This window comes from Bacillus cereus group sp. MYBK95-2 (assembly GCF_051915225.1).
In the GTDB taxonomy this organism is placed as follows: domain Bacteria; phylum Bacillota; class Bacilli; order Bacillales; family Bacillaceae_G; genus Bacillus_A; species Bacillus_A cereus.
In genome coordinates, this window is the sequence record NZ_JBQAEH010000018.1 from 24,051 (window position 1) to 48,413 (window position 24,363).

Here is a 24,363-nt window from a genome sequence, read left to right on the forward strand (position 1 = left end):
GTGATTTTTACATGAACAGGTAAATTCACCACTTTGATCATCAGTAGAAAGTGAGGCAGCATTAGAATGAAAGCAACTGGAATCGTACGTCGAATTGATGATTTAGGCAGGGTAGTAATCCCGAAGGAAATTCGTAGAACTTTACGTATTCGAGAAGGAGACCCACTAGAAATATTTGTTGATCGCGATGGAGAGGTAATTTTAAAGAAATATTCTCCAATTAGTGAGCTAGGTGATTTTGCAAAAGAATATGCTGATGCTTTATATGACAGCTTAGGACATAATGTGCTTGTGTGTGATCGAGATTCTATCATCGCAGTATCAGGCGTATCGAAAAAAGAATACTTAAATAAAAGTGTTGGCGATCTAATTGAAAAAACGATGGAAGAACGAAAGTCTGTTATTATGACGGATGAAAGTGATATTTCCATTATTGATGGTGTAACAGAAAAGGTTCATTCTTATACAGTTGGACCGATTGTTGCAAACGGAGATCCGATTGGAGCCGTCATTATTTTTTCAAAAGAAGCCATTATAAGCGAGATCGAGCATAAAGCGGTTAATACTGCTGCCAGTTTCTTAGCGAAACAAATGGAACAGTAAGGGTATATTGATTTTAGAAGTAGCAATCTTTCCTAATTATGATCTTTCTTTTTGAGAAATCAATTATTTGGAGATATATGTATATTGAATGAAGGTAGCACTTTGCTACCTTTTTTCGTTGAATATTTTTAACATTTAGGAACTCATTATTACCCGTGTTGGTAAGGGAGTTTGTTCTTTTCTTTATGATATAATACGAGAGGTGAGAATAGAAAAAGGAGTTTTCTTGTATGGAAGCGAAGAAGTATCAAGCCTTTTGGCGTGGGGCTATTATATTAACGATTGCAAGTTTCGTTACAAAAGTATTAAGCGCTTTTTACCGTATTCCATATCAAAATATAGCGGGGGATATTGGGTTTTATATTTACCAACAAATTTACCCGTTTTATGGATTTTGTTTAATTTTAGCTACTTATGGATTTCCTGTTATCATTTCGAAAATGGTTGCAGAACGACTAGAGCGGGGAAAACAAAAAGAAGCAGAAGAAATTATTTGTGTATCTTTTTGGTTCTTATTAGGGATTGGTTTTATAGGCTTCTTTACACTGTTTTTTGGGGCCGAAACAATTGCGGTAGCTATGGGCGATATACACTTAGATAAGTTACTACGTGTTATTTCATTTTCATTCTTATTGATGCCATTTTTGTCTGTAGCAAGAGGGTATTTTCAAGGATTCAATAATATGATGCCAACGGCTGTTTCGCAAGTAATAGAACAAACAATTCGAGTTTCTATTATTGTATTTTTATCGCTATTCCTAATTGCTCACGGATTTGATTTATATACAGTTGGTGCAGGGGCTATGTTAGGCTCAATTGCGGGTGGACTTATTGGGATTATTGTACTTATATTGTATATGCGTCAAGATTTTCGTTCTATATTCTTCAAAAGTGCAGCGAGAATTAAGGGTAAAAGGAAGATAGTTAAAATCCTTTTTTGGCAGGGGTTAGCGATTTGTGTTAGTAATTTAGTGCTTATTTTTATACAGATGGCTGATTCAGTGTCCTTTTACAGCTTACTTATTGGTGCGGGAGAACAGGTTGAAAATGCAAAGGTATTAAAGGGTGTTTATGATAGAAGTATTCCGCTAATGCAATTAGGTACTGTTGTGACGACTTCTTTCTCGTTGTCACTTATTCCGATTATTACAGCGGCGAAGGAAAGAGGAGATCTTTCCTTTATTCAAGAAAAGGTAAAGTTAGCAATGAAAATAACATTTGTTATTGGACTTGCAGCAGCTATTGGACTAACTTGTATTATTCAACCTACCAATATTATGTTGTTTGAAAACAGTGATGGATCAGATGTTTTATCTATTTTATCGTTATCTATTTTATTTAGTTCATTGTCAATTACGACAGCTTCTATTTTACAAGGATTAGGGCAAACGTTTAAGCCAGCGTTATTTGTTGTATTTGGAGGTTGCTTAAAGTTAGCGTTAAATTATATATTCATGCCTTATTTTGGTGTGAAAGGTGCAGCTTTTGCGACTTTATGTGCGTTAATTATAATCTCTGGATTAAATAGTTTGTTGCTTACGAGAGCTGTATCAGGGTCACTTATCAATAAGCGAAATATGTTAGGGATAGTAATTAGTGGTATCTGTATGGGGTTTGTATTAATGATGTTCACACGTGTGTTACAGATGTCTGGATTAGTAATTAATACGGAACATAGAGGAAGCGCGACGCTTGAAGCGTTGTTAGGTGTAGCCATCGGCGGATTGACATATATGTTTTTTATTTTGAAATTACGTGTATTTACAAAAAAAGAATTAGGAACCGTTATGAAACAAGAGAAAAAAGAAGGTTCATTGAAGAAGAGTGGATAGAGGTGACTGGTTGTGAGTGGAATCATTACTATTTTAGGTTTAGGAGCTGGTGAATTAGATCAGCTAACGATGGGTGTATATCGAAAAATAAAAGAAGCAGACCATCTGTTTGTTAGAACGAAGGAACATCCAGTTATAGAAGAATTGGAGAAAGAAGGCGTACAATATACGTCTTTTGATGCTGTATATGAAGCGCATGATACGTTTGAAATTGTATATGAAACAATTGCGAATAAATTGCTAGAACAAGCTGAAGGTACAGAAATTATCTATGCTGTTCCCGGGCATCCACTTGTAGCAGAAAGAACAGTTCAGCTACTGTTAGAAAAAGGAGAAGTTTCAAATGTTGAAGTGCGAATTGAGGGTGGACAAAGTTTCCTTGATCCTATGTTTGCAAGTCTAAAGATTGATCCGATTGAAGGATTCCAATTACTTGATGCTACATCATTTGAAAGAGGGCAATTAGAACTGCGTCAACACTTAATCTTTTGCCAAGTATATGATGCATTCGTTGCATCTGATGTGAAATTAACATTAATGGAGATGTTACCAGATGATTATGAAGTGTATATCGTAACAGCTGCAGGAACTTCATTTGAACAAGTAAAGAAGGTACCGTTGTACATGTTAGATCATGAAACGGAATTGAATAATTTAACGAGTGTGTACGTGCCGCCAGTTCAGGAGCGTGCGTCCTTGTATCAACAGTTTGATGTTCTTAGAGAAATTATTGCGGAACTTCGTGGTCCAAATGGTTGTCCGTGGGATAAAAAGCAAACACATCAATCATTAAAGAAATATTTAATTGAGGAAGCTTATGAAGTGTTGGAAGCAATCGATGAAGAGGATGATGATCACTTAGTAGAAGAATTAGGTGATATATTATTACAAGTTATGCTTCATGCTCAAATCGGAGAAGATGAAGGTTGGTTCTCTATAGATGATATCATTCGAACTCTATCTGAGAAAATGGTTCGTCGCCATCCGCATGTGTTTGGAAATACGGATGTAAACAGCGCTGATGAAGTGATTGCAAATTGGGAAGAAATTAAAAAACAAGAAAAAGGATTCGTGAAAGAATCTGTTTTAAATGGCGTTCCAAAAAGTTTGCCGCAGTTACTACGCGCCTATGAAATTCAGAAGAAAGCTGGTAAGGTTGGATTTGATTGGGTTGATGTGCAACCGATGATAGAGAAAGCTTTGGAAGAATGGCAAGAGTTCCAACAAGAGGTTACAAATATGGATGAGGAAAAGATGCTGGGTGAGTTTGGTGATTTACTATTTGCATTTGTTAATATAGCTCGTCATTACAAAATAGATCCAGAAGAGGCGTTACGTTCAACTAATGAGAAATTTACTGGTCGTTTTTTATACATGGAGGCAAAAGTAGCTGAAATGAATAAAGAGATGAAAGATTTATCATTAGAACAGTTAGATGTTTTATGGGAAGAAGCGAAACAAACAGAGCGTTAATAGGGGGATTTGATATGCGTCTAGATAAGTTTTTAAAAGTATCACGTTTAATTAAAAGAAGAACATTAGCGAAAGAAGTAGCTGATCAAGGAAGAATATCTATTAATGGTCAAGTGGCAAAAGCGAGTTCTGATGTGAAAGTAGCTGATGAATTAACAATTCGTTTTGGTCAAAAAATAGTGACTGTGAAAATAAATGAATTAAAAGAAACAACTAAAAAAGAAGATGCAGCAAATATGTATAGCTTAGTTCGTGAAGAAAAAGTAAAAGCGGAAGAAGGCTTGTTCTAAAATCATGTATCCCCTCATACATTACTATTAGCTAGTAAAAACCTATGGGGGGATTTACGTGAATAATGGTTACTCACCTACGTCTTCTAATCAACAAAATGTTTCTGTAGAGCATGACATTATTATGCGTGGCAGGCGTATAATCGATATTACCGGTGTGAAGCAGGTAGAGAGTTTTGATAGCGAAGAGTTTTTACTAGAGACCGTAATGGGTTTTTTAACGATTCGTGGTCAAAATTTACAAATGAAAAATTTAGATGTGGAAAAAGGTATTGTGTCGATTAAAGGGAAAGTTAATGAGATGCTGTATATTGATGAAAATCAAGGGGAAAAAACTAAAGGTTTCTTTAGTAAGTTGTTTAAATGAGCTTAACAATTCAGTTGTATACAATGCTTTCAATGATTGGGATGGGTGCTTGGATTGGAGCGTCTTTAGATACATATCAACGTTTTTTAAAGCGCCAAGAACGTAAACGTTGGCTTGTATTTATACATGATATATTATTTTGGATTGTCCAAGCATTATTCGTCTTTTATGTATTGCTTCTCGTAAATGAAGCTGAGCTACGTATATATGTGTTTTTGGCATTATTATGTGGTTTTGCGGCATATCAAAGCTTATTGAAGGCACTATACATGAAGCTGTTAAATTTTCTCATCTATATTTTTATGCAAACAACATATTTTTTTGTTCGAATTATACAGCTACTCATGATAAAACCTGTTATTATTATAGCGCAGCTATTTATTGCATTTATATTATTCTTATTTCGTATACTGCTTTCAATTGGACATGTGTTATGGAAAATGGTGATTTGGATATTACTTTTCATATGGAAAGTTTTTTTCTGGCCTGTTCGATTTATTGCTTCGCTCATATGGAAACTTCTCCCTAATCGTGTTAAACTTTTTATAGTGAAACATATAGGGTTCCTGCAATATATAGCAAAATTGAAGGGACATATCTTCCAACTATGGGAGCATATAAAAAAGAAGTTAGGGGGACCTCGGAAATGAGGGAACTGAGACAAAGAACAATCGAAAAACAGAGTCCAAATCCTGTTAAAGAGCATATAATACAAACGGATGAGAACAGGAAGCGACTTTATCGCCGTTTAGCGGTTTTTCTTGTCTTTACTTTTACAATTATTGCGAGTATTAGTGTAACGTTTTATCAACAAAACAGTTCCATTAAAGCAAAAGAAGCAAAAGTTAAGGACATGAAAAAAGAACTGGATTCATTAACGAATAAAGAAAAAAGTCTAAAAGACGAAGTTCAAAAGTTAAATGATGAAGAGTACGTATTAAAGATTGCTAGAAGGGATTATTTCTTCTCTGGTAAAGGGGAGATAATTTTTCCTGTTTCTAAGTAGAGTATGTCTTATTGACACTATATTTTAGGATTATATATAATAAAGTAAAATTTGACTTTTTAACCACTAAGGAGGAGCATTTTTTTTATGTCAATCGAGGTAGGCAGCAAGTTACAGGGTAAAGTAACAGGTATTACAAATTTTGGGGCTTTTGTGGAGCTGCCAGAGGGCTTAACGGGTCTTGTTCATATTAGTGAAGTTGCTGATAACTATGTAAAAGATATTAACGATCACTTAAAAGTGGGCGACCAAGTAGAAGTAAAAGTTATTAATGTTGAAAAAGATGGAAAGATTGGTTTATCTATCAAAAAAGCGAAAGAACGTGAAAAAACAGAAGGAGATCGTCCACGTGGTGAATACCAACGCGGTGGTGATCAACAACGTTCTGGACGTCCACAACGTAATAATCGCTCTTTCAACAGAGATAATCGCGGTGGCGGTAACGACCGAGCTCCGAAAGAAACATTTGAGCAAAAGATGGCACGCTTCTTAAAAGATAGCGAAGATCGTTTAACTTCTTTAAAGCGTAACACAGAGTCTAAACGTGGTGGCCGTGGCGCGCGTCGCGGATAATAAGGACGTTTAGTTTTTAACATATAGAGAGGTACCCAGAGTAATGTCTCAGGGTGCTTTTTTATATGTAAAAAATATTTTCAAAAAAGTTTTTGAGATGTGTTGACTTTAATTAGTATCTGATGTAAGATACTAATTGTCCGTTAAATAAGACGACATGGCGGTGTAGCTCAGCTGGCTAGAGCGTACGGTTCATACCCGTGAGGTCGGGGGTTCGATCCCCTCCGCCGCTATATTTAATTTAACGGCCCGTTGGTCAAGTGGTTAAGACACCGCCCTTTCACGGCGGTAACACGGGTTCGAATCCCGTACGGGTCATCTAAAAAGATCATGCAAATTTGCATGATCTTTTTTTGTTAAATAAATTAAGATATACAACACTTCTACAAAATCACCCTATATTTTCTGAATGTTTAATTAAAATCTTGAAAATAACTTACATACCCTGTATATCTGTAGAGTTATTTCGAATAAAAAGTCGAACGATTATAAAAGTGAAAACTGTTGTTTTGACAAAAAAACCAACAATCATCTTTTATAATGACAGTAATTAAACTATGCAGGTGGTGTTAAAAATATGCCTAAAGCAGGAAGGAATACTATGAATACAAGTGCATTGGCAATGAATGAGAGTCAGCTTGATGGAATAAAGTGGACGAGTAAGTTGCGAATAAAATTTGAGCAAGTTTTCTTTAGATGGGGATTTATTATTGTTGTTATTGGTTTTCTTTTGGGACGAGCATATATATTAACAAATATTTTACCGTTTGCACTGCCATTTTTTGCTGCTGTTTATGTTATGAAGCGGGATAAGATGCCGCTAGCATTTTTAGCTCTAATGGGAGGAGCTCTTTCAGTATCGATAGATAATTTGTTTTTTACCTTTGCATCTATCTTTACCTTCTTCATTTATAATATCTTCTTTAGTCGATTTACACGTAAAACTGTTGGACTTGTTCCATTTCAAGTATTTATCTCCGCATTAACCGCACACTTAGTTGTTGTATATTTTGCACAACAAACTGTCACCATGTACGATTTACTCGTTAGTACCATTGAGGCTGGGCTTAGTTTTGTATTAACTATGATATTTTTACAAAGTGTCCCACTTTTAGTGGAAAGGAAAGGAAAACAACAGGCATTAGAGACGGAAGAAATTGTTTGTTTGATTATATTACTAGCATCTGTTTTAACGGGTACAACAGATTGGTTTGTATATGATGCTTCTATTCAACATATTTTTACAAGGTATTTAGTGCTAGTATTTGCATTTATTGCGGGTGCTGCCACAGGGTCTACAGTGGGGGTTGTAACAGGACTAATATTAAGTTTAGCAAATGTGTCTAGCTTGTCTCAGCTTAGCCTTCTTGCTTTTTCTGGATTGCTTGGTGGATTGTTAAAAGAAGGAAAGCGTTTAGGTGTTAGTTTAGGTTTATTAATTGGGACAAGCTTAATTACATTATATGTAGACAAACAGACAAATATTGTAACAACTTTAATTGAGTCAGGTGTAGCGATTGTTATCTTCTTATTAACACCGAAGCTTGTTTTGGATCGTATTGCTAAATTTATGCCAGGTACACAAGAGCATTCGCAAGATCAACAACAATATTTAAGAAGGATGCGTGATGTTACAGCAAATAAAATCAACCAATTTGCAAATGTATTTGCTGCTTTATCTAATAGCTTTTCTGTATATGGGTATGTAGAGGAAGAAGATAAAGAGACAGAAGCAGATTTGTTTTTGAGTACAATTACTGCGAAAACATGTCAAACATGCTTTAAAAAGGATCAATGCTGGGTAGTGAATTTTGATAAAACGTACGATTATATGAAACAAATAATGAATGAAACGGAAGGAGGAACCCTGCAACATAATCGTAAATTAGTTCGTGAGTGGGACAAGCATTGTGTGAGAGGGAAAAAAGTGACGGATTTAGTAGCCGGTGAATTAGATCACTTCTATGAGGGACAAAAATTACGAAAACAAATGAAGGAAAATCGTAGAATAGTAGCGGAGCAACTATTAGGTGTATCAAAGGTTATGGAGGATTTTGCTAAGGAGATACAACGAGAGCGTGAAAATCATCAAGTGCAGGAAGAACAGATTATGCAAGCGTTCCGAGATTTTGGTGTCGAAGTAGAGCATGTTGATATTTATTGTTTAGATAGAGGAAGTATTGATATTGAAATGTTAATTCCAGTTGCATCTAATGAACATGGTGAGTGTGAAAAGTTAGTTGCACCGATGCTTTCAGATATCCTTAAAGAAAATATTGTCGTTAAACATGAAGAAAAGTCTTCTTATCCAAATGGCCATAGTTTAATATCATTTGGTTCGGCGAAGACGTATTCTCTTGATACAGGATTGGCTACAGCTGCAAAAGGCGGTGGATTTGTTTCGGGTGACTCTTATGCGATGATGGATTTAAGTGTTGGTAAATATGCACTTGCGATTAGTGATGGTATGGGTAATGGGCAAAGAGCTCATATGGAAAGTAAGGAAACGGTGAAATTATTACAAAAAATACTCCAATCAGGCATTGATGAAGAAATAGCAATTAAGTCTATCAATTCAATTCTTTCTTTGAGAACGACAGAAGAAATGTTTACGACATTAGATTTAGCTATGGTAGATTTGCGGGATGCGAGTGCAAGGTTTTTAAAGATTGGATCAACGCCGAGTTTTGTTAAACGCGCAAATAATATTTTGAAAATTGAAGCAAGTAATTTGCCGATGGGAATCATCGAAGATGTTGAAGTTGATGTGGTGGGTGAACAATTAAAAACGGGCGATATTCTTATTATGATGAGTGATGGGATTTTTGAAGGAGCACAGCATGTGGAGAATCATGAATTGTGGATGAAACGAAAAATTAAAGAATTGCAAACCGAAGACCCGCAAGAAATTGCTGATATCATTATGGAAGAAGTGATTCGCTCTTGTGATGGTTATATAAATGATGATATGACTATTGTAGTGGCAAAAGTGAAGAAAAATATGCCGAAGTGGGCTACGATTCCGATTGTAGGAATGCAAGCGCAGTAAAATGTAAGTGGAATGTTTATCTATAATTTGATTTTAAAAACCTAGGTGAATACCTAGGTTTTTTTGTGGGAAAAGGTAATGTTATTAATTTTGTGAATATACACGGAGGATGTAAGATAAAAATGTAATTTTTGTATATCTTTTTTTTGCACAATGTTTGTAAAAGTTGTACCATTGTAGACAAGGTGACTAAGGTTGCTGTTCTTGTTTAATGAAAGGTGATTGCGAAGTTGAAAGATACATTTGTTGAAAAAGTAGATGACTTTGTAAAGCAGCATGATGTATTAAAGAATGATTCAACAATTGTTGTGGGAGTTTCTGGTGGTCCTGACTCGTTAGCGCTTTTATATTATTTATTAGAAAAAAGAGCGGAAAAACAGTTGGAAATTGTAGTTGCTCATGTGGATCATATGTTTAGAGGTGATGAATCTTATGAGGATTTACAGTTTGTGCAGGGCCTTTGTGAAGAACTGGGAATTATTTGTGAAACGATAAGGATTAATGTATCACAATATCAACAGCAATACGGAATGAATGCACAGGTTGCTGCGAGAGAATGCAGATATGCATTTTTGGAAAGAATAATGAAGAAATATGATGCAAGATATGTTGCTCTTGGACATCATGGAGATGATCAAGTCGAGACAATTTTAATGCGTCTTGTAAGAGGGAGTACTCCGAAAGGATATGCAGGAATTGCAGTGAAGCGTCCTTTTCATAATGGATATTTAATTAGGCCGTTACTTGGCGTAACGAAGGAAGAAATTGTTGATTACTGTAATAAGCTAAATTTAATGCCACGTATAGATCCGAGTAATAAAAAGGAAGTATATACAAGGAATCGATTACGTAAATATGTCCTTCCTCATTTGAAAGAAGAAAATCCACAAATGCATGAGAAATTCCAAAAATTTAGCGTGCAGATGCAAGAGGATGAGGCTTATTTGCAGGAATTAGCTTTTGAGAAAATGAATAAAGTAATTACAAAAAAAAGTGATAAACAAATTAGCTTATCAATTCCTGCCTTTGAATCCATGTCTATGCCTTTACAAAGAAGAGGGATTCAACTAATATTAAACTATCTTTATGAATATAAGATTCCATCTTCTCTTTCTTCTATACATATTGACAAGTTGATTGAGTTTTTTAAGCGGACACAACCTTCAGGTTCACTTGATTTTCCGGGTGATTTGAAAATTGTTCGTTCATACGAGGAGTGTAGCTTTAGATTTAAACAAGAAATTGTCTCTCCTTTTTCACAAGATTTATTAGTACCCGGGACCATTACGCTATTGAACGGGGATGAATTTGTAACAGAGGTGAGCGAAGATATACCAAGTAACATGAATGAAACAGTATTTGTTGCTAAGTATAATGATATATCATATCCACTTCGTATTCGTTCTAGAGAAAATGGAGATCGCATGTCAATACAAGGTATGAATGGCACGAAAAAGATAAAAGCTATTTTTATCGAAGCGAAAGTACCGAAAGAAAAAAGAGAAGAATGGCCGGTCGTTTGTGATGCAAGTGGGACTATTATTTGGGTACCCTTGTTGAAACGATCTGCATTTGCAATTTCGAAAGAGATGGCAAAGAAGGATAAATATATGATTATTCACTACAAAAGCAAGGAGTCTTCCGGGAGGATAATGAAATGATGAATCAAGATATCGAAAAAGTATTAATTTCTGAAGAGCAAATACAAGAAAAGGTGCGCGAACTAGGTGCAATTATTGCAGAGGATTATAAAAACACAGTACCTCTTGCAATTGGTGTATTAAAAGGCGCAATGCCATTCATGGCAGATTTATTAAAGAGAACAGATACATATCTTGAAATGGATTTTATGGCTGTATCTAGTTACGGTCACTCTACAGTTTCAACAGGCGAAGTGAAAATTTTAAAAGATCTTGATACTTCTGTAGAAGGTCGCGATATTTTAATCGTCGAAGATATTATTGATAGTGGTCTTACACTAAGCTACTTAGTAGACTTATTCAAATATCGTAAAGCGAAGTCTGTAAAAATTGTTACATTATTAGATAAGCCAACAGGCCGTAAGGTTGATCTGAAAGCGGATTATGTTGGATTTACTGTTCCACATGAATTTGTAGTAGGATATGGATTAGATTATAAAGAGCAATACCGTAATCTTCCTTATGTAGGCGTATTAAAACCAAGCGTTTACTCAAATTAATTAAATATAGGCTTCACAATTGTATAGGAAAGTTTTTCTATGTTACGATTTACTATAGTGTTTATGCCGTGAGAGGAGGTTAGGAATGAATCGTATCTTCCGTAATACCATCTTTTATTTACTGATATTCTTAGTAGTAATTGGAATCGTGAGCTATTTTAATGGTTCGACACAAAAAACGACATCAGTTAGCTACGACAAATTCATTACTAAACTAGAAAGCGGTGAAGTGCGTAATGTGCAACTTCAACCGAAAAATGGTGTATTTGAGGTAAAAGGACAATTTAATAACTCTAGCCAAGGAGAACAATTTGTTACTTATGCACCAAATACTGAGGAATTACAAAAGAAAATTAATGATAAAGCGAAAGGTGCCGAAGTTAAGTATCAACCAGCAGAAGAAACAAGTGCTTGGGTAACATTCTTTACTTCAATCATTCCATTTGTCATCATCTTCATTTTATTCTTCTTCTTATTAAACCAAGCTCAAGGCGGCGGTAGCCGTGTTATGAACTTCGGGAAAAGTAAGGCGAAGTTATATAATGATGAAAAGAAAAAAGTTCGTTTCAGAGATGTTGCTGGTGCGGATGAAGAGAAACAAGAACTTGTTGAGGTAGTTGAATTCTTGAAAGACCCTCGTAAGTTCTCTGAAGTTGGTGCTCGTATTCCAAAGGGTGTCCTATTAGTTGGACCTCCAGGTACAGGTAAAACTTTATTAGCACGTGCTGTTGCAGGTGAGGCTGGCGTTCCATTCTTCTCTATCAGTGGTTCTGACTTCGTAGAGATGTTTGTCGGTGTCGGTGCATCACGTGTACGTGATTTATTTGAAAATGCAAAGAAAAATGCTCCTTGTATCATTTTCATTGATGAAATTGATGCAGTAGGTCGTCAACGTGGCGCAGGTCTTGGTGGTGGTCATGATGAGCGTGAGCAAACATTGAACCAATTACTTGTTGAAATGGATGGATTCGGTGCAAACGAAGGTATTATTATCGTTGCTGCGACAAACCGTCCAGACATTCTTGACCCAGCGTTATTACGTCCAGGTCGTTTTGACCGTCAAATTACAGTAGATCGTCCAGATGTAAATGGCCGTGAAGCTGTACTGAAAGTACATGCGCGTAATAAACCACTTGATGAGCATATTAATTTAAGAGCAATTGCGACTCGTACACCAGGATTCTCTGGTGCGGATCTTGAAAACTTATTAAACGAAGCTGCTTTAGTAGCTGCACGTCAAGATAAGAAGAAAATTGATATGAGTGATATCGATGAAGCGACGGATCGTGTTATTGCAGGTCCAGCTAAGAAAAGTCGTGTTATCTCTGAAAAAGAACGTAATATCGTTGCTTTCCATGAAGCAGGTCATACTGTAATTGGTGTTGTTCTTGATGAAGCAGATGTCGTTCATAAAGTAACAATTGTCCCTCGTGGTCAGGCTGGTGGATATGCGGTAATGCTTCCGAAAGAAGATCGTTACTTCATGACGAAACCAGAGTTACTTGATAAAATCACTGGTTTACTTGGTGGCCGAGTAGCTGAGGAGATTGTATTTGGTGAAGTGAGTACAGGTGCTCATAATGACTTCCAACGTGCGACTGGTATTGCAAGACGTATGGTTACGGAATTTGGTATGAGTGACAAACTTGGACCGATGCAATTTGGTAGCTCGCAAGGTGGTCAAGTGTTCTTAGGAAGAGACTTCCACTCAGAACAAAACTATAGTGATGCGATTGCACATGAAATCGATATGGAAATGCAATCAATTATGAAAGAATGTTATGCTCGTGCAAAACAAATTCTTACTGAAAACCGTGATAAACTAGATATTATCGCACAAACGTTACTTGAAGTAGAAACGTTAGATGCAGAGCAAATCAATCATTTATGTGATTACGGCAGATTGCCAGAACGTCCAACATCTTCAGATGATGTGAAAGTAAACATCAACATGAAGAAAGACGATGAAGATAAAGAAGATAAGTAAGAAGTGAAGGAGTGACTATCGTCACTCCTTTTTTGTTTGTTAAAATCTTTGTTAATTACTATTGAGAACTTAGTGGATAAAGTAATTTAAGTAAAACTAGTATTAAAAATTGAAATAGAGAGCAATCTTTTTGTAAAATGATGAGGATAGGAAAGCTGATTATATAAGTATGTGTGATATGATGTTTTTATAAGTTTTATACATACTGCACAAATATAGATTAAATAAGATAAGTGGTGAGAATATGATTTTTGTATTGGATGTAGGGAACACAAATGCTGTACTAGGTGTGTTTGAAGAGGGGGAACTTCGTCAGCATTGGCGCATGGAAACAGATCGTCATAAGACAGAAGATGAATATGGAATGCTTGTAAAGCAATTGCTTGAGCATGAGGGTCTTTCGTTTGAAGATGTGAAAGGTATTATTGTGTCTTCAGTCGTACCACCAATTATGTTTGCTTTAGAGCGCATGTGTGAAAAATATTTTAAAATTAAACCGCTTGTAGTAGGGCCTGGGATAAAAACAGGACTAAATATTAAATATGAAAATCCGCGTGAAGTAGGCGCAGACCGAATTGTAAATGCAGTAGCAGGAATCCACTTATATGGAAGTCCGCTCATTATTGTTGATTTTGGTACGGCTACTACATATTGTTATATTAACGAAGAAAAACATTATATGGGTGGAGTTATTACGCCAGGAATTATGATTTCAGCAGAGGCTTTATATAGCAGAGCAGCAAAACTTCCTCGTATCGAAATTACAAAACCAAGCAGTGTTGTTGGGAAAAATACAGTAAGTGCGATGCAATCTGGTATTCTTTATGGTTATGTTGGACAAGTGGAAGGTATTGTTAAGCGTATGAAAGAAGAAGCTAGACAAGAACCTAAAGTTATTGCAACAGGTGGATTGGCAAAATTAATTTCCGAAGAATCGAATGTAATTGATATTGTAGATCCGTTTTTAACGTTAAAAGGTTTGTATATGTTATATGAACGTAATGCAAATTTACAGCATGAGAAAGGTGAATAAATACGTATGAAAGATTATTTAGTAAAAGCGTTAGCATTTGATGGAGAAGTGCGTGCGTATAGTGTACGTACAACAAATACAGTAAGTGAGGCGCAAAGACGTCATGATACATGGAGAACAGCTTCAGCGGCACTAGGGCGTTCTTTGACTGCGGGTACAATGATGGGCGCAATGTTAAAGGGTGAGCAAAAGTTAACGATTAAGGTAGAAGGTAACGGTCCAATTGGCCCTATCTTAGTAGATGCTCATGCAAATGGAGATGTACGTGGTTATGTAACGAATCCGCATGTTGATTTTGAAGGAACAGAACAAGGGAAGTTACGTGTATATCAAGCGGTAGGTACAGAGGGGTTTGTAACTGTAATTAAAGATATTGGAATGCGTGAGCCGTTTATTGGTCAATCTCCAATCGTTTCAGGAGAATTAGGAGAAGACTTTACGTATTATTTTGCAGTTTCTGAACAAACGCCTTCTTCTGTAGGTGTTGGTGTTCTTGTAAATGGAGATGATAGCATATTAGCGGCAGGTGGATTCATCCTTCAAATTATGCCGGGTGCGCAAGATGAAACGATTTCATTTATTGAAGACCGTTTACAAAAGATTCCACCTGTATCAACGTTGATTGAACAAGGTCTTTCTCCGGAAGAGCTACTATATGCAGTTCTTGGAGAAGATAAAGTAAAAGTATTAGAAACAATGGATGTTCAATTTAATTGCACATGCTCACGCGAGCGTATTGAGAGTGTATTAATTAGTTTAGGTAAAACAGAGTTAGAGCAAGTTCGTGAAGAAGAGGAAGAGACAGAAGTTCACTGTCATTTCTGTAATGAACGATACAAGTTCTCTAAAGAAGATATTACAAATTTAATCGAGAATTTGTAATAAGGGAATTAAGAGGAGCAATCCTCCAAATGAATTGACAAACAGGGAATTTTCTGACAAAATCTAAATATAGATAAAACCAATAAAAATACTCGGTGTTAGGAGTGACAGGAATGCGAGTGGCACAATCAGTTTCAGAATTAATCGGGAAAACGCCGATCGTTAAGTTGAACCGCATCGTAGAATCAGACAGCGCAGATATATACTTAAAATTAGAATTTATGAATCCGGGGAGTAGTGTTAAAGATCGTATCGCATTAGCTATGATTGAAGATGCTGAAAAAAAGGGATTATTAAAAGAGGGCGATACAATCATTGAGCCGACAAGTGGTAACACAGGAATTGGTTTAGCGATGGTAGCGGCTGCTAAAGGATATAATGCAATCTTAGTAATGCCAGAAACAATGAGTATTGAGCGTCGTAATTTATTACGTGCTTACGGTGCGGAATTAGTATTGACTCCAGGGCCTGAAGGAATGGGTGGAGCAATTCGTAAAGCGACTGAATTAGCAAAAGAACATGGCTACTTTATACCACAACAGTTCAAAAACCAATCGAATCCAGAAATTCACCGTTTAACAACAGGTCCAGAAATTATTGAACAAATGGGCGACCAATTAGATGCGTTTATTGCAGGTATTGGTACAGGTGGAACGATTACTGGTGCTGGTGAAGTACTGAAGGAAGCGTATAAAGATATTAAAATTTATGCAGTAGAACCTGCAGATTCACCAGTATTATCTGGTGGGAAGCCAGGTCCACATAAAATCCAAGGAATTGGGGCGGGATTTGTTCCGGAGACGTTGGATGTAGAAGTATATGATGAAATTATTCAAGTGAAAACAGAGCAAGCATTTGAATATGCGAGAAGAGTGGCTAAAGAGGAAGGTATTTTAGTTGGTATCTCTTCAGGCGCAGTTATTTATGCAGCAACAGAGGTTGCGAAAAAGTTAGGTAAAGGGAAAAAGGTACTTGTTATTATCCCGAGTAACGGTGAACGTTATTTAAGTACACCACTTTATCAATTTGAATCCTAATTAAACGCGATTGAAAAAGCATCCTTGAAAAAGGGTGCTTTTTCTTTTGGGATTGGAAATAGGAAAAGAGTGAATGACTAGAAAACTTCATGTAAAATAAGAGGTAGTATAATTAAATTATTTTCACTAGCCTTCGAGTATAATCAATCTCTATATAAATAACTTATGTAGTTTGAGCTGGTTTATCTAAGAGGGTGGGATAAAAGAAGACGGGGTGTTGATATGCAACGAAGAAAATCTTTAGCGCTTTCTATTCCATATCAGTTAGATTTCTTTAAGCAATATAAATTTCTTTCTCAGGGTAAATCGCAACATATTTTGTTAGAAAGCGGCCGTGGCGGTCGTTATAACATTGTAGGGCTGAACCCAGTAGCGGTAATCCGAGGGAAGGGTGAAACGTTACATATAAGTGAAAGTGGTAAGGAAACAATAAAACGAGGGAATCCGTTAGATTTAATGCAAGAATATATGGAACAATGGAAGACGGACTATAACCCAGAGTATCCGCCTTTTCAAGGTGGTGCAATTGGCTATTTCAGTTATGACTGTATCCGTTATATTGAAAAGCTGCCTTCTCTTGCGGAAGATGATATTGATATACCTGACATCTTCTTTTTATTATTTGATGACGTATTTGTCTATGATCAAAAAGAACAAGTGTTATGGGTTATTACGCATTATGTAGATAAATATGAAGAGGCGAAAGAACGGCTAAATGAGTGGAAGAGTCTTTGGATGACAGAAGCGCCTGAAGTGACCGTGCCCTTTGAAAGTCCTGAAAAGAAAAGTGAAGCAGTTGCTTTTACTGAAGCTGGCTTTATGAAGGCAGTTGAATGTATTCAAGAATATATTGGAGCGGGTGATGTGTTCCAAGTAAACTTGTCGACGAGACAAGAAAGAACGTTACAGACACACCCACTAGAAATTTATACAAGTCTTCGTGAAATTAATCCATCTCCATATATGGGTTACCTGGAGCTTGGGGATTTTCAAATCGTTAGTGGATCGCCAGAGTTGTTAATTAAGAAACAAGGAACTGAAGTAAGTACAAGACCAATTGCTGGAACGAGATCTAGAGGCGCGGATGAGCAAGAGGATGAAGAATTAGCAAGAGAATTAATTGAGAACGAAAAAGAAAGAGCAGAGCATGTAATGCTTGTGGATTTAGAAAGAAATGATTTAGGACGTGTTTGTAAATATGGCACTGTAGAAGTAGATGAATTTATGGTAATTGAGAAATACTCACATGTTATGCATATTGTTTCTAATGTGCGTGGTGAGGTGGAAGAAGATAAAGATGCTTTTGATTTAGTGAAGGCTGTATTCCCTGGGGGAACAATTACTGGTGCCCCAAAAATACGTACGATGGAAATTATTGAGGAATTAGAACCTGTTCGAAGAGGGATTTATACAGGTTCAATCGGTTGGATTGGTTATTCTGGAGATACAGAATTGAATATTGTAATTAGAACACTTCTTGCTAAAGATGGAAAAGCTCATGTACAAGCAGGGGCGGGAATTGTAATTGATTCAAATCCGGAAAATGAATATAAAGAGTCGTTAAAAAAGGCGATTGCTTTATGGCGTGCAAAAGAACGTAGTGAAGAAACGGTTAGGTGAGAGAAATGATATTAATGATTGATAATTATGATTCTTTTACATTTAATTTAGTGCAGTTTCTTGGAGAACTTGGACAAGAGCTCGTTGTTAAACGTAACGATGAAGTGACTATTTCAGATATTGAGAATATGAAACCAGATTTTCTAATGATTTCTCCAGGTCCGTGCAGTCCTAATGAAGCTGGGATTAGTATGGAAGTTATTAAATACTTTGCTGGAAAGATTCCGATTTTTGGTGTTTGTCTAGGGCATCAATCCATTGCACAAGTGTTTGGTGGAGAGGTTGTCCGTGCAGACCGATTAATGCATGGAAAAACGTCGCTTATGCATCATGATGGAAAGACGATTTTTTCGGATATTCCTAATCCGTTTACTGCGACGCGCTATCATTCCCTTATTGTTAAGAAAGAGACGTTACCCGATTGCTTAGAGGTAACATCTTGGACAGAGGAAGGGGAAATTATGGCACTTCGTCATAAGACATTACCGATAGAGGGTGTGCAATTCCATCCAGAATCTATTATGACTTCTCATGGGAAAGAGCTGTTGCAGAATTTCATTCGTAAATACAGTCCAAGTGTGACATTATGTTAATTTACGTAAATGGTCAGTATGTAGAAGCAAGTGAAGCGAGAATTTCTCCTTATGATCATGGTTATTTATATGGTCTTGGAGTTTTTGAAACGTTTCGTATTTATAATGGTCATCCTTTCTTATTGGATGATCATTATAACCGTTTAATAGAGGCGCTGGATACATTGCAAATTAAATGGACAATGACAAAAAATGATGTGATGCTTATTTTGAAAGATTTACTCGCTAAGAATGAATTGAAGCATGCATATGTACGTTTTAATGTATCGGCGGGTATAGATGAAATAGGATTACAAACGGAAATGTATGAAGAGCCTTCTGTTATTGTTTTTATAAAACCTTTAACAGCTCCAGGGGATGTAGTGGAAAAAGAAGGTGTTATTCTAAAACAAGTGCGAAATACACCGGAAGGGACATTTCGCCTGAAGTCTCATCACTATTTAAATAATATTTTAGGGAAGCGTGAAATTGGAAATGTTGTGAGTAAGGAAGGTATTTTCCTCACTGAAGCAGGTTATGTTGCAGAGGGCATTGTTTCGAATCTATTTTTTGTGAAAGGTGATGTTTTATATACACCTTCGTTAGAGACAGGGATTTTAAATGGTATCACTCGTGCGTTTATTATAAAGAGTGCTGAAGAATTAAATATAGAAGTAAAGGAAGGTTTCTTTACAAAAGATGAGCTACTTTCAGCGGATGAAGTCTTCGTAACAAACTCCATTCAAGAAATTGTTCCGCTTTATCGTATAGAAGCGCAGGATTTCCCGGGTAAAGTAGGAGTGGTTACAAAAAGTTTAATGTACCTTTATGGAATGCAAAGAGAGAAATTATGGAGCAGAAATGAATTACGAAGAGGAGATGTGTAGTTTGAAGTGGGATTATGATTTGCGCTGCGGCGAATATACATTGAATTTAAATGAAAAAACATTAATTATGGGGATTTTAAATGTAACACCAGATTCGTTTTCTGATGGTGGGAGTTACAACGAGGTAGATGCTGCGGTACGTCACGCAAAAGAAATGCAAGGTCAAGGTGCTCATATTATTGATATTGGTGGCGAATCTACTCGCCCAGGTTTTGCTAAAGTATCAGTAGAAGAAGAAATAAAGCGAGTTGTCCCGATGATTCAAGCAGTTTCAAAAGAAGTAAAATTGCCTATATCTATCGATACATATAAAGCTGAAGTTGCAAAGCAAGCAATTGAGGCTGGTGCTCATATTATTAATGATATTTGGGGAGCGAAGGCGGAGCCAAAAATTGCTGAAGTCGCAGCTCATTATGATGTACCCATCATTTTAATGCATAACCGCGATAATATGAATTATCGTAATTTAATGGCGGATATGATTGCTGATTTGTATGACAGTATTAAAATTGCTAAAAATGCTGGTGTGCCAGATGAGAATATTATTTTAGATCCAGGTATCGGTTTTGCTAAAACACCTGAGCAGAACTTAGAGGCGATGCGTAATTTAGAACAGTTAAATGTGCTAGGTTATCCAGTTCTCTTAGGTACTTCGAGAAAGTCCTTTATTGGGCACGTATTAGATTTGCCAGTGGAGGAACGCCTTGAGGGAACAGGAGCTACCGTTTGTCTTGGTATTGAAAAGGGCTGTGAGTTTGTTCGTGTCCATGATGTGAAAGAAATGGCGCGTATGGCTAAAATGATGGATGCGATGATTGGTAAGGGGGTAAGGTAATTGGATAAAATTTATATCCATGATATGGAGTTTTATGGTTATCATGGTGTGTTCCCAGAGGAGAATAAATTAGGTCAGAGATTTAAAGTTGACTTAACGGTGGAGTTGGATTTAAAGCGTGCAGGGGAAAGTGATGACTTAGAGCATTCGGTCAATTATGGAGAGCTTTTCGAATTATGTAGAAAAGTTGTTGAGGATAGAAAGTATAAGCTTGTGGAGAGTATCGCTGAAAATATTGCTGCAGATATATTAAAACAATATGAAAGTATTTCACGCTGTACAATTAAGGTAATTAAGCCGGATCCACCGATACCGGGTCATTATCGTGCTGTAGCAGTAGAAACTACGAGAGAACGTCCATGAACAATATAGCTTACATTGCATTAGGGTCAAATATTGGAGAGCGTTATACGTATCTAACTGAAGCGATTCAGTTTTTAAATAAAAATCCTTATATTCAGGTTGATGATATTTCATCTGTATATGAAACTGAGCCAGTTGGCTATACTGACCAAAGTTGCTTTTTAAATTTAGTTATAAAAATTTCTACCAATTTATCACCACAAGAGTTATTGAAAGTAACACAAAAAGTAGAAAATGACCTAGGAAGAAAAAGGGAAATTAGGTGGGGGCCGAGGACTATCGACCTTGACATTTTACTTTATAATCAAGAGAATATTGAAGCAGAGAATCTTATTGTTCCGCATCCGCGGATGTTTGAAAGAGCTTTTGTTATCGTTCCGTTGTTAGAGATTAATCAAGACATAAAACAAAACATTTCACGTTCACAAGTAGAAGAAATGAAAAGGCGAGAGGGAGTAACGGTATGGAAGCAGAAAAATGGGGAAGACGCATTCGTGCTTTTCGAAAGTTAAAAGGCTATACACAAGAAGGTTTTGCTAAAGAACTAGGGGTATCTGTATCTGTTTTAGGTGAGGTTGAGAGAGGGAATAGATCGCCTTCTCAAGATTTTGTAGTAGAAGTTGCTAAGGCATTAAATGTTTCGATAGAGGAATTAATGCCAAAGTGATTGTACAGGAAGGAGTAGGTTGATTGTTAAAGATTGCAAATATCGAGATGAAAAATCCGGTTGTACTAGCACCGATGGCGGGAGTGTGTAACTCTGCATTCCGTTTAACAGTAAAAGAATTTGGTGCCGGCTTAGTTTGTGCTGAAATGGTAAGTGATAAGGCAATATTACTTAATAATAAAAGAACATTAGATATGTTATATATCGACGAGAGAGAAAAGCCATTAAGTTTACAAATTTTTGGTGGAGAGAAAGAAACTCTTGTAGATGCTGCGAAATATGTAGATAAATATACGACAGCAGACATAATTGATATTAATATGGGTTGTCCAGTGCCGAAAATCGTTAAATGTGATGCGGGGGCAAGGTGGCTTTTAGATCCGAATAAAATATATGAAATGGTAGCAGCGGTTGTAGATGCTGTAGAAAAGCCGGTTACAGTTAAAATGCGTATCGGTTGGGATGAAGAACATATTTTCGCAATAGAAAATGCTAGGGCTGTTGAGCGTGCTGGTGGCCAAGCTGTGGCGGTTCACGGACGTACACGAGTGCAAATGTATGAAGGAAAAGCGGATTGGGATATTATTAAACAAGTAAAACAATCTGTAAATATCCCGGTTATCGGAAATGGTGATGTCGCAACGCCGCAAGATGCAAAGCGTATGCTTGATGAAATTGGTGTAGATGGTGTTATGATTGGTCGTGCGGCTCTTGGAGATCCGTGGATGATTTATCGTACGGTAAAGTATTTGGAGACAGGTGAATTAATGCCGGAACCAACAGTGCGCGAGAAAATTGATGTATGTATGTTACATCTAGATCGTCTTATTGACTTAAAGAACGAAAGTGTCGCTGTAAGAGAGATGAGAAAACATGCAGCTTGGTATTTAAAAGGTGTTCGTGGTAATGCGAGTGTACGTAATGGTATTAATGCTTGTAACACACGGGAAGACCTTGCGAATGTGTTAGGTACATTTGTAGAAGAAGTGGAAGCGAAACAACAAACAATTTACGTTGGTTAATAATGGACATAGGAGATTGACATTCTTCTATACACTTCCTATAATTACGTGAAAGAAAGAAGAGCTGCCAGTTAGTTGCTGGCAGTTTTTCTAGTTGAGTAGAAAATGCTATACTGTATATATTGTAAAATTAAATAGAGCTGGAGTGATATCAATATCATGGATAACATGAACCACGAAGAATTAAACGACCAATTGATTGTTCGTCGTGAAAAGCTACATAATTTACGTGAACAAGGAATTGACCCGTTCGGTAAAAGATTTGAACGCACAAATTCAACAACTGATTTAGTGAGTCTATATGGAGAGTTCTCTAAGGAAGAATTAGAGGAGAAGGAAATCGCTGTTTCTATCGCTGGTCGTATTATGACAAAACGCGGAAAAGGGAAAGCTGGATTTGCACACGTTCAAGATTTACATGGACAAGTTCAAATTTATGTTCGTAAAGATGCTGTTGGAGATGACGAGTACGAATTATTTAAAACAGCAGATTTAGGTGATTTAGTAGGTATTGAAGGTAAAGTGTTCAAAACAAATGTTGGAGAACTTTCAGTAAAAGCAACAGGCTTTACGCTATTAACGAAATCTCTTCGTCCATTACCAGATAAATACCATGGATTAAAAGATGTTGAACAACGCTACCGTCAACGTTACTTAGACTTAATTACAAGTATGGAAAGTCGTGAAACGTTCGTTACTCGTAGTAAAATCATTCGTGAGATGAGAAGATACCTAGATGACAACGGTTATCTTGAAGTGGAAACACCTATGATGCATGCAATTGCAGGTGGAGCTTCTGCGCGTCCTTTCACTACACATCATAATGCGTTAGATATGGAATTATATATGCGTATCGCAATTGAGCTACATTTAAAGCGTCTTATTGTGGGTGGTTTGGAAAAAGTATATGAGATCGGCCGTGTATTCCGTAATGAGGGTGTATCAACTCGTCATAACCCTGAGTTTACGATGATTGAATTATATGAAGCATACGCTGATTATAAAGATATTATGAAGTTAACAGAAGATATGGTTGCTCATATCGCGAAAAAAGTACTGGGTACAACAACAATCCAGTATGGTGATTATGAAATTAATCTAGAACCAGAATGGACACGTCTTCATATGGTAGATGCGATTAAGCAATACTCTGGAGCTGATTTCTGGAATCCGATGAGTGTAGAAGAAGCGCGTGAGCTTGCAAAAGAACATAATGTAGAAATTAAAGATACAATGGAAGTTGGTCATATTATAAATGAATTCTTCGAACAAAAAGTAGAAGATAAATTAATCCAACCAACATTTATTTACGGTCATCCGGTAGAAATCTCACCGCTTGCGAAAAAGAATGATGAAGATCCAAGATTTACAGATCGTTTCGAATTATTTATCGTTGCGCGTGAACATGCAAATGCATTCACTGAGTTAAATGATCCAATCGATCAAAAAGAACGTTTTGAAGCGCAATTAAAAGAGCGCGAACAAGGTAATGATGAAGCTCATATGATGGATGACGATTATATTGAAGCTCTTGAGTACGGTATGCCTCCTACGGGTGGATTAGGAATCGGTATTGATCGTCTAGTTATGTTATTAACAAATGCACCATCTATTCGTGATGTATTATTATTCCCTGCTATGCGCCATAAACAAGACTAAGCTTTGGAGATTTCTCCAAAGCTTTTTTTATTTGAGCATGAGTTGCGTGGGTATAGTAAGTCTTGATAGTGCGAGAAATTATATTTATATAGAAGAAATGTGCTGTTTTTATACTTTTTTACTAAGTTAAAAATTTTATTAGAAAAACTATTGCATTTTAATAATCAAACTGGTATATTTATATTCGTTGCCACGAAAGGTAACAAACAAAACAAACGAAAAACAACTTATTGAAAAAAGTTGTTGACGAAAATATAACGAAATGTTATATTGATAAAGTCGCTTCCGAGCGACGAAGTAGTTCTTTGAAAACTGAACGAAACAAACAACGTGAAACGTCAATTTTTATTTTAGATGCTAGACAAACTAACTTTATTGGAGAGTTTGATCCTGGCTCAGGATGAAC

General features: G+C 36.4%; 24 protein-coding genes and 2 tRNA genes. All 26 read left to right on the forward strand.

The genetic code is table 11. The features are described from left to right. Window positions 1–66 precede the first annotated feature (66 nt). The 26 genes from spoVT (at window position 67) to lysS (ending at window position 23,957) form a co-directional block, all read left to right on the forward strand. Entirely contained in the window at window positions 67–603 is a 537-nt protein-coding gene (gene spoVT / locus ACTFN4_RS29395) for a stage V sporulation protein T (RefSeq protein ID WP_000648302.1), read from the forward strand. A 230-nt stretch (window positions 604–833) separates the two neighbouring features. Then, the gene (locus ACTFN4_RS29400) at window positions 834–2,435 is read left to right on the forward strand and encodes a putative polysaccharide biosynthesis protein (protein ID WP_000387591.1); all 1,602 of its coding nucleotides are present in this window, start codon (window positions 834–836) and stop codon (window positions 2,433–2,435) included. A gap of 12 nt (window positions 2,436–2,447) precedes the next feature. Further along, window positions 2,448–3,908, forward strand: a complete 1,461-nt coding sequence (mazG, locus tag ACTFN4_RS29405) for a nucleoside triphosphate pyrophosphohydrolase (RefSeq protein WP_000014239.1) — start codon at window positions 2,448–2,450, stop codon at window positions 3,906–3,908. Window positions 3,909–3,922: 14 nt separating this feature from the next. Continuing rightward, a complete protein-coding gene (locus ACTFN4_RS29410; RefSeq protein WP_001234876.1) occupies window positions 3,923–4,198 on the forward strand; it encodes an RNA-binding S4 domain-containing protein in 276 nt (91 codons plus the stop codon). A 58-nt stretch (window positions 4,199–4,256) separates the two neighbouring features. Continuing rightward, window positions 4,257–4,565 (forward strand): sporulation protein YabP, encoded by a 309-nt coding sequence (gene yabP, locus ACTFN4_RS29415; protein ID WP_001059104.1) that lies wholly within the window; start codon window positions 4,257–4,259, stop codon window positions 4,563–4,565. Then, on the forward strand, window positions 4,562–5,215 hold the full coding sequence (gene yabQ / locus ACTFN4_RS29420) for a spore cortex biosynthesis protein YabQ (protein ID WP_000059772.1): 654 nt from the start codon (window positions 4,562–4,564) through the stop codon (window positions 5,213–5,215). The genes yabP and yabQ overlap by 4 nt, the downstream gene beginning before the upstream one ends. Continuing rightward, window positions 5,212–5,571, forward strand: coding sequence for a cell division protein DivIC (gene divIC / locus ACTFN4_RS29425; protein WP_001208739.1), 360 nt, complete (start codon window positions 5,212–5,214; stop codon window positions 5,569–5,571). Before yabQ ends, divIC begins: the two co-directional genes overlap by 4 nt. 87 nt (window positions 5,572–5,658) lie before the next feature. Continuing rightward, window positions 5,659–6,144 carry a S1 domain-containing RNA-binding protein gene (locus ACTFN4_RS29430; RefSeq protein WP_000021451.1) on the forward strand — a complete coding sequence of 162 codons (486 nt, stop codon included), beginning with the start codon at window positions 5,659–5,661 and terminating at the stop codon, window positions 6,142–6,144. A gap of 159 nt (window positions 6,145–6,303) precedes the next feature. Then, window positions 6,304–6,377 (forward strand) — tRNA-Met (locus ACTFN4_RS29435). Window positions 6,378–6,390: 13 nt separating this feature from the next. Further along, a tRNA-Glu gene (locus tag ACTFN4_RS29440) sits at window positions 6,391–6,462 on the forward strand. A 259-nt stretch (window positions 6,463–6,721) separates the two neighbouring features. Beyond that, window positions 6,722–9,193 carry a stage II sporulation protein E gene (gene spoIIE, locus ACTFN4_RS29445; protein WP_001123540.1) on the forward strand — a complete coding sequence of 824 codons (2,472 nt, stop codon included), beginning with the start codon at window positions 6,722–6,724 and terminating at the stop codon, window positions 9,191–9,193. 230 nt (window positions 9,194–9,423) lie between these two features. Continuing rightward, window positions 9,424–10,854 carry a tRNA lysidine(34) synthetase TilS gene (gene tilS / locus ACTFN4_RS29450; protein WP_000655463.1) on the forward strand — a complete coding sequence of 477 codons (1,431 nt, stop codon included), beginning with the start codon at window positions 9,424–9,426 and terminating at the stop codon, window positions 10,852–10,854. Then, entirely contained in the window at window positions 10,851–11,393 is a 543-nt protein-coding gene (gene hpt, locus ACTFN4_RS29455) for a hypoxanthine phosphoribosyltransferase (protein ID WP_000981842.1), read from the forward strand. The genes tilS and hpt overlap by 4 nt, the downstream gene beginning before the upstream one ends. 85 nt (window positions 11,394–11,478) lie before the next feature. Further along, a complete protein-coding gene (gene ftsH, locus ACTFN4_RS29460) occupies window positions 11,479–13,380 on the forward strand; it encodes an ATP-dependent zinc metalloprotease FtsH (protein ID WP_001079674.1) in 1,902 nt (633 codons plus the stop codon). A gap of 244 nt (window positions 13,381–13,624) precedes the next feature. Further along, window positions 13,625–14,413 carry a type III pantothenate kinase gene (locus ACTFN4_RS29465; RefSeq protein ID WP_000578368.1) on the forward strand — a complete coding sequence of 263 codons (789 nt, stop codon included), beginning with the start codon at window positions 13,625–13,627 and terminating at the stop codon, window positions 14,411–14,413. A 6-nt stretch (window positions 14,414–14,419) separates the two neighbouring features. After that, complete coding sequence (gene hslO / locus ACTFN4_RS29470) at window positions 14,420–15,295, forward strand: redox-regulated molecular chaperone HslO (RefSeq protein ID WP_000656372.1); 876 nt, start codon at window positions 14,420–14,422, stop codon at window positions 15,293–15,295. A gap of 113 nt (window positions 15,296–15,408) precedes the next feature. Beyond that, window positions 15,409–16,332: a cysteine synthase A gene (cysK, locus tag ACTFN4_RS29475; protein ID WP_001261712.1), complete on the forward strand. Its 924-nt coding sequence runs from the start codon at window positions 15,409–15,411 to the stop codon at window positions 16,330–16,332. Between the two features lie 222 nt (window positions 16,333–16,554). Beyond that, entirely contained in the window at window positions 16,555–17,952 is a 1,398-nt protein-coding gene (gene pabB / locus ACTFN4_RS29480; protein ID WP_001189728.1) for an aminodeoxychorismate synthase component I, read from the forward strand. Between the two features lie 5 nt (window positions 17,953–17,957). Continuing rightward, window positions 17,958–18,545 (forward strand): aminodeoxychorismate/anthranilate synthase component II, encoded by a 588-nt coding sequence (pabA, locus tag ACTFN4_RS29485; RefSeq protein WP_000602294.1) that lies wholly within the window; start codon window positions 17,958–17,960, stop codon window positions 18,543–18,545. Further along, window positions 18,539–19,411, forward strand: a complete 873-nt coding sequence (gene pabC, locus ACTFN4_RS29490; protein WP_000909884.1) for an aminodeoxychorismate lyase — start codon at window positions 18,539–18,541, stop codon at window positions 19,409–19,411. Before pabA ends, pabC begins: the two co-directional genes overlap by 7 nt. Beyond that, a complete protein-coding gene (folP, locus tag ACTFN4_RS29495; protein ID WP_002164656.1) occupies window positions 19,386–20,246 on the forward strand; it encodes a dihydropteroate synthase in 861 nt (286 codons plus the stop codon). Before pabC ends, folP begins: the two co-directional genes overlap by 26 nt. Continuing rightward, a complete protein-coding gene (gene folB / locus ACTFN4_RS29500) occupies window positions 20,247–20,609 on the forward strand; it encodes a dihydroneopterin aldolase (RefSeq protein ID WP_439963253.1) in 363 nt (120 codons plus the stop codon). It begins immediately after the preceding gene. Next, complete coding sequence (folK, locus tag ACTFN4_RS29505; protein WP_001059450.1) at window positions 20,606–21,121, forward strand: 2-amino-4-hydroxy-6-hydroxymethyldihydropteridine diphosphokinase; 516 nt, start codon at window positions 20,606–20,608, stop codon at window positions 21,119–21,121. Before folB ends, folK begins: the two co-directional genes overlap by 4 nt. Next, entirely contained in the window at window positions 21,073–21,276 is a 204-nt protein-coding gene (locus ACTFN4_RS29510; protein ID WP_000387031.1) for a helix-turn-helix domain-containing protein, read from the forward strand. The genes folK and ACTFN4_RS29510 overlap by 49 nt, the downstream gene beginning before the upstream one ends. A gap of 23 nt (window positions 21,277–21,299) precedes the next feature. Then, window positions 21,300–22,298, forward strand: coding sequence for a tRNA dihydrouridine synthase DusB (gene dusB, locus ACTFN4_RS29515; RefSeq protein WP_000912251.1), 999 nt, complete (start codon window positions 21,300–21,302; stop codon window positions 22,296–22,298). A gap of 159 nt (window positions 22,299–22,457) precedes the next feature. Next, on the forward strand, window positions 22,458–23,957 hold the full coding sequence (lysS, locus tag ACTFN4_RS29520; protein ID WP_000369668.1) for a lysine--tRNA ligase: 1,500 nt from the start codon (window positions 22,458–22,460) through the stop codon (window positions 23,955–23,957). Window positions 23,958–24,363: the final 406 nt, after the last annotated feature.